Annotated in this window: 7 protein-coding genes; all 7 read right to left on the bottom strand. The window is 33.3% G+C overall.

All coding sequences use genetic code 11. From position 1 onward, the window contains the following. Nucleotides 1-6: 6 nt before the first annotated feature. Nucleotides 7-501 carry a DapH/DapD/GlmU-related protein gene (locus tag ACYU7A_RS03065; protein WP_460574143.1) on the bottom strand — a complete coding sequence of 165 codons (495 nt, stop codon included), beginning with the start codon at nt 499-501 and terminating at the stop codon, nt 7-9. A 24-nt stretch (nt 502-525) separates the two neighbouring features. Next, the gene (locus ACYU7A_RS03070; protein ID WP_460574144.1) at nt 526-1,470 is read right to left on the bottom strand and encodes a DapH/DapD/GlmU-related protein; all 945 of its coding nucleotides are present in this window, start codon (nt 1,468-1,470) and stop codon (nt 526-528) included. 2 nt (nt 1,471-1,472) lie between these two features. Next, on the bottom strand, nt 1,473-2,552 hold the full coding sequence (locus ACYU7A_RS03075; RefSeq protein ID WP_460574145.1) for a DegT/DnrJ/EryC1/StrS family aminotransferase: 1,080 nt from the start codon (nt 2,550-2,552) through the stop codon (nt 1,473-1,475). Nucleotides 2,553-2,561: 9 nt separating this feature from the next. Continuing rightward, nucleotides 2,562-3,746 (bottom strand): ABC transporter ATP-binding protein, encoded by a 1,185-nt coding sequence (locus ACYU7A_RS03080; RefSeq protein ID WP_460574146.1) that lies wholly within the window; start codon nt 3,744-3,746, stop codon nt 2,562-2,564. 2 nt (nt 3,747-3,748) lie between these two features. Next, nucleotides 3,749-4,498, bottom strand: coding sequence for an ABC transporter permease (locus ACYU7A_RS03085; protein WP_460574147.1), 750 nt, complete (start codon nt 4,496-4,498; stop codon nt 3,749-3,751). A gap of 98 nt (nt 4,499-4,596) precedes the next feature. Then, nucleotides 4,597-5,115 (bottom strand): ArsR family transcriptional regulator, encoded by a 519-nt coding sequence (locus ACYU7A_RS03090; protein WP_460574148.1) that lies wholly within the window; start codon nt 5,113-5,115, stop codon nt 4,597-4,599. A gap of 200 nt (nt 5,116-5,315) precedes the next feature. Further along, on the bottom strand, nt 5,316-7,320 hold a 2,005-nt coding region (locus ACYU7A_RS03095), incomplete at its 5' end, for a T9SS sorting signal type C domain-containing protein (protein WP_460574149.1).

A 7,320-nucleotide genomic window follows, 5' to 3' on the forward strand; every position in this document is an offset into this window, starting at 1 on the left:
CTTTAATTATTTAGTTTTGAACAATTTTGCAGGACTTCCAAACCAAACCTCGCCATCACCAACATTAGCTCTTACTTGAGAACTAGCTCCAATGGTAGCATTTTTACCAATATTGAATCCAGGCATTAAAGTAACATTAGCACCAATAAGTGTATTATCACCTACTAGACCAACAACTTTTTCATTGTTATTTTCTAATACTGGAGTATCCGTTAATACAAATCCGTATTTAATAGTTACATTTGTTCCAATAACTGCGTTAGCAGAAATAGTACATCTACTACCAAAAGTAGTTCCATCTCCAATTTTTACGTTATCTCTTATTTCACAATAAGCTGTAAACTTGCAATTATTACCAATAATAGCTCCTTTTTTAATTATGCAATAATTACCTATAGAAACATTATCACCAATAACAGCACCGTCTTCAATAATACAAAAATGTCCAATTTCAACATTTTTTCCAATAATAGCTTTTTCTGAGATTACACTTGTGTTCATAATTTATAGTTGTTTTGTGGTTGTTTATTTTTGTTTAAATGGTTTGGGAGCACCATTAGGTTTACCTTCATAATTGGCTCTTTTTATAATTTTGGCAGGAACTCCTGCTAAGGTAACAAAGCTTTCATCAACGTTTTTATTAACTACTGCGCCAGCACCAATAATACAATTGTCGGCTACTCTAATATTAGACGAAACTACACAAGCACTTCCCAAAAAAGTACGTTCTCCTATTACAGCATTTCCTGCAAGACTAACATTATTAGCCATGTGAACGTGCTCTTTTACAATAACACCATGACCTATTTTAGTTCCATGAGCAATAACAGTTCCGTTGCCTATAGAGGTATTTTCAGATAATGAACCCCTCACAATAGTTACATCGGTTGCAAGAATACAATCCTCCCCAATAACAACTCCTCCTAATTGAGGTTGCATAATTCTTTTTCCATTTGGATCCCAAATCCATGCTAAACCTCCTGCACCAATAACACTATTACTATCTATAAAAGTGTTTTTCTTAATGGTTACGTTATCTTCAATAACAACATTGTGCTTGATAACTACATTATCCTCAATGATACATTTTCCAATAACACTATTTTCACCAATATAAACCCCATCGCCTATTTTAGCATCAGCATCAATTTTAGAAGAATCACTGATTCCAATCAATTTCACAGTATTAATAGAAGCATTAATAAGATAATGAACAAGTTGAGGATTTGATACTATAAATAAATTATTATGAGTTTCAAAAGGTTCAGCAGCAATTATAATACTATTCTCAATAGGGTAATTTTTAACGATTGACACATTTTCGAAGAAATAAATACCTTCTGAAACCACATTTTTAATACTGGCAAACTGGTAAGCATCTGACCATTCACTATTTTGAATGACCTCAAAGTCAATAGTATTCGACTTTAATTGTTGTAAGAGTAGTTCAATAGTAATGTTTTTACTCATGATTATGATTTTAGACTTGAGTTAATTAATGATACTATGGTAGCAATAGCTGATAAATCCATAGCAGCTGCTAACGGCAAACATAAAATTCTACTTGCTATACTTTCAGAAATGAGCATTGCATCACCATTAGCATAAGGAATGGTATTCAACGAAGGATAGAAATACCTTCTAGGAACTATTTCGTGCTCATTTAAAACGGCTTGTACTTTTAGCAATTGCGCCTCTGTTTCAAATATCACTGGATAATAGCTATAATTCCATTGCGTATTTTCTCTAATCTTTATAGTTTTTAATCTCGAAAAATCAAGATGGGCTTGATAATAACCAACCACTTCTTTTCTGTCACTCAATATAGATTCCATATGGGGCAAAACGGCTAAACCCATAGCTCCGCTTAACTCAGATATTTTACCATTAATACCTAATCCATGAAAATCTAATGGCCCATTATGACCAAAATTATGACTATAAAACATTTTGTGACGTAGCGATTCGTCTTCGCAGAACAAAGCGCCACCTTCACCAGTGTGAAATAATTTGGTGGCGTGAAAACTGCAAGTACTTACATCACCATAGTCAAAAATTGATTTGTTATTATATGTTACACCAAAAGCATGCGCTGCATCGTAAATTACTTTTAGATTGTGTTTCGTTGCAATAGCTTCAATAGCCTCAAGGTTGCATGGATTTCCGAAAACATGAGTGGCTAAAATACAAGTTGTTTTAGGTGTTATTGCTGCTTCAATTTTGGTTTCATCTATGGTTAAATATTCAGGGTGAATATCAACAAAAACCGGAGTACAATGTTCCCAAACAATTGCCGCAGTTGTTGCTACATAACTAAAAGGTGTCGTTATAATTTCTCCTTCATTGCCTAATATTTTTAAGGCAATTTGTATCGGAATAGTTCCGTTATTCATTACCAAGATATTAGAAACAGAAAGATACTCTTTTAATTTTTCTTCTAATTCTTTAACCAACGCACCACGATTAGTAAGCCATTGGTTATCCCAAATGCGTTGTACTTGCTGTTGATATTCAGCTATAGGTGGAAAGAAAGTTTTAGTTACGTTTATCATGGTTTTGTATTATTCAACTTTATATTCTGTATCTAGTTCAATTGGAACCCACATTTGTGTTTTACTTTCTACTTGAAAAGCTACAAAATTATTGATTCTAAGAACAGGTGTTTTCGTTTCAAAATCGGTAACCGTCAAGTCAATAGAATAAAGACCTAACGAAAACAAAATATTTTTAATAGTAATGTAATAAGTCAATGTATCAGAAGTTAGTGCTCTTTCAACACCATCAGCTGCAATAGCACCTGCGATTGACCTTTGTTCTTTATCTCTGAATTCTAAATAGACTCTTGGTGTAAATGCTATAGGTTTTTTGACTTTAAACTGCAACTCGATTTGCAAATCTTCACCGCGTTTAATAGTATTTTTATCATCTAAATTTAATTGATACAAAGTCAATTCTAAACTACCGTCATCAAACAAAATACTGTTATCATTGTTTGAGAATTTATTGTAATAAAAACCAATACCTTTAGGAACATCAAATCCTTGATACTCTACTTTACCATGATCCATCAAGACTATTTGATTGCAAATTCTGGCTACCATTGGCATGGTATGAGAAACAAATATTAGTGCTGTATTAGGAAGTAATTGGTCAATTTTTTTAAAACATTTCAAAACAAAGCCTAAATCACCAACAGCCAAAACCTCATCAATCAATAGAATATCGGGTTGCATTTGGGCTGCAATGGCAAACCCCAAACGTACTTTCATTCCTGAACTATAATTCTTAACTGGCATGTCTATAAATTCTTCTAATTCAGAAAAAATAATAATATTTTCTAGATTAGCATCAATTTCTTCTTTACTAAAACCAATTACTGCAGCGTTGTTATAGATGTTTTCTCTACCACTTAATATTGGGTTAAAACCAGCACCAAGTTCGATTAAAGCTCCAATTTTCCCTTTCATAGTAATGGTGCCTTCGTCTGGTGAAATTAGTCCGTTTAACATTTTCAACAAGGTACTTTTTCCAGCTCCATTATGTCCTATTAGTCCCAGACATTCGCCTCTTCTTACTTCAAAATTCAAATCGCGAACTGCCCAAAATTCATCATTTCGCAAATCTCGAACTTGTTCTCTTCCTGTGATTCCGCTTATTAAATCTAATACACCATAGTAAAGACTCTTTTTTAAGTCTTTAGCAAATTTCTTAGATACACCTTCCGCTTTTATTAAAACTTCTCCCATAATTACGAACTCATTCTTTCTGTTATTATTGGCATCGAAACACGATAAACTATCATAGCTAAAATACTTAAAAGCAAAGTGACACATAAAGTACCTAACCAAAAGGTCCAATGTTCAATTGGCATTCCAGTCAAGCTATTTCTTAAATCTATGATAAAATAAGTTAAAGGATTTAAACTCATAATAGTTTTTAGAAAACCATCTTTTGGCATCATATATAAGACAGGCGTTACATACATTAAAAGCTGTAATCCCACAGGAATCAATCTGCTGATATCACCATACAATACGCCTAAAGGTGTTATTAATATTCCGATACTAATAAAGAACAACATAGTTATAAAAAGTAACGGTATAAAAAACAATAAAGAAGTTGTAGGAACTACTTGGAAGTACAACATGAAGACAATAATCAAGGCAAACTTGATTAACAAATTGAACATAAGTTTAAGAAAACCTAAAGTGATTAATGCTTCTTTCTCAAAATTTATCTTGGTAATAATGCCTATATTGGCATTAACTGTTGAGATAGACATCGTTAAACATTCACCAAAAATAGACCAAACCGTAGTTCCAACAAGAACAAACAAAGGATATGGAATTGTGGTAGAACTAAGCTGAATAGCACCTGACATTTGTAGTAAAATCCAAACAAAGGCACTCATCAAAACAGGCACTAAAGCCCAAAAAACACCTAATACAGACTGTCTGTATTGCGCCTTAACATCTCTTTTAGCTAATTGTTTTGCCAAATAAAAAGAACTCTTGTAGCCCTTAATACTTGACCACAGTATGTCTTTGATACTATATTTATTACTATTTGAATAGACTCTAGTTTCCAAAATATTTTTTAGTTATTATTTTCAAAATTCTCATATATAATCAAGCCACTTTCTGAAGGAAAATCTTGCAAAGTAAATAGTACTTTACGTTTGATTTCGCCTTCTATTTTCAAAGCCAATTGGTCAATATAATCAGCATTCAATTGCTTACCAACAATCAAAACCTCAATAACACCAGAATCGATACCATTAGCATAATCGCCTAATACTACAATTTGGTACACTTTTCCCATTCGAGCCAAAATCATATCAATAATGGCATCCAAACCCAAATGCTTGTACACTATTTGTTGCAATGTTTTAAATAAAGGATGTTTGATATTGGCTTTGTATGAAACCCTATTCTGAGCTGCTTTCTTCTCTAGATATCCAGCTTCAGAAAGGTTGTTTAATTCCTTCCTTACGGCATTGGTAGATTCATTCATCTCTTCTGCCAAGCCACGTAAATGACCATTATTAGCCGCATTGATAAAAAACTTTACCAAGATACGAATACGTGTTTTAGAAGTAATAAGTGTTTCTAACATAATTAGTTATGCAATAACGAGTAACAAAAGTACTCATTTATTTGAAACCACCAAATTAATTAATTGTAAACAGGCATTTTTCTATATAAAATACTACCATAAAAAAGCCCTTCCGTTTCCGAAAGGGCTTTCTCTATATATTTCGAGTCCAAAGGACAAGTTAGCTTAATAACTGAACACTGAGCACTGACAACTGAACACTAATTAACCACTTTCTTAGTAGCTTTTATTCCATCAACAGTAGTTACTTGAACCAATAAAACTTGATTCGTTGTTCCCACATTGATTTTAGTTTCTGAAGCATTGATGTTGGTTTTTGTAACCAATACTCTACCTCTAATATCGTAAATCGTAACTTCTTTCATAGTTGTACCAGAAGTTCTTACCACTACATCATTTTGTTGTTTGATAACATTGATGCTGTTAGCAGTGAAATCATTATTATCTACTGCTAAAGCGGTTTGGTAAACTAATTCAAAACGATTTGCAAATGTTCCAGCTGCCGTTGTAAAGGTGTAAGGCGCGCTTAAGTTATGGTAAGAACCATCTTGATTGTCTTTAATATAAATAGCTTGTGCTCCACCTGTGAATAATCCGTCAACGTGATCTATTGCAAAAGTATAAGTTCCTGCTGTAATCACTTTATAGTTCAATGGAACTACATCAGTTGCTTGAAATGGTGTTGGACGACCTTGAATAACATATTCTGTTGAACCAATTACCATATTTAAAGCAATAGCTCCATCATTAAAATATTTACTATCATAAGCATCGGCTCCTGATGTAGCATTAGTGAAATATCCAACTACTGCTTGAGAATAAGCTCCTCCAGTTCCTGTTAAGTTCAACCAAACACGGTGTGCTTCATTGGTTGGCGTAGCTGCTGTATTGGCTCTAAAGAATTGATTAGCATTATCAGCAATACGTTGACCATTATTAAATTCTAATGACGTTGCACCATCTTTTGCTTCAACCAAGAAACCTTGACCTGTTTGAATAACTCCATTTGGTGAATTGGTGTAAGCTTCTCCATTATCTCCAAATGTTGCTGATGCTGTATTCCATGTACAATATGATGGACTTAAAGTATTGTTAGTCTTTCTCCAGAAGTATAATGTTGATTCTATATTAGAAGCATTATCGGTTGCAAACTGATCAATATCAATTGGTGATGGATAAGGATTTCCAACAGCATTGAACTGTTGAGAAGCACTTACATTAGCCAAAGTAATAGTTTTGGTTCCATTGTTTGGAACTCCTGTAAAGCTACCATTAAAAACAACTGGTGCTGTTGGGTGATTGTAAGGTAAACGAATTAAATATCCTTTTCCTGTTGCAAATGATACGTTAGCAGTATCCGTTCCGTTTACTCCGGCTCCATTCAATCCTGTAATAGTGAATCCTATTGAACTGTTGTTGTATAAATTTGATGTTGTATTATAAACATAAAAACGATTATCAAACGTAAAAGGTGAAAAAGCATACAATCCTTGTCCTGTAACTGGTGAAGACCATAAAGTATAATCTAAACGAATTAAAGGATTGGTTTGACGTTTCACTATAATGTTTCCTATATTAACAGCAGCTGCGTTAGATTGGAATAAATTAGCATTGTTATTTAATGTAAATGAACTTCCAGAAGCAACTGTAATTGTGTTGCTTAAATTCACATTAAATCCTGATGTAACACTTACAACTGCATTGTTAGATACTGAAATACTACAAGCATCAAAGTCAGCTCCTATTGTATAATTTCCTGTAAAGCTTACCGCTTTTGTACTTGTTGGAGTTCCATTACTCCATGAAGTTCCGTCCCAAGTTGTAGATTCAATAACTACAGTAGAAGAACCAGATAAAGTAGCTGGACAAGTTCCATCTGTTACAGAAACTAAATTCAATGTTTGAGTTGCCGTAGCTGCAGTAACTGTAACCGTAGCCGAACCACCTGTTAAAGTAACTGTTGTATTAGAACCACCATTTAAGTTATAAGTAACTACAGCTCCAGATGTACCTGTTAAATTAAAAGTAATATCACTTCCTGAACAAACTGCCGGACCATTATTGCCCGAAATACTTGCAGTTGGTAATGGGTTAACTGTTACTGTAGATGAACCAGATAATGATTGATTACATGAAGTAGATGGATTGTTTATAGAAACCAAATTCAAGGTTTGATTAGAAATAGCTCCTGTAATTGTAACTGTT

Source organism: Flavobacterium koreense (assembly GCF_054776075.1).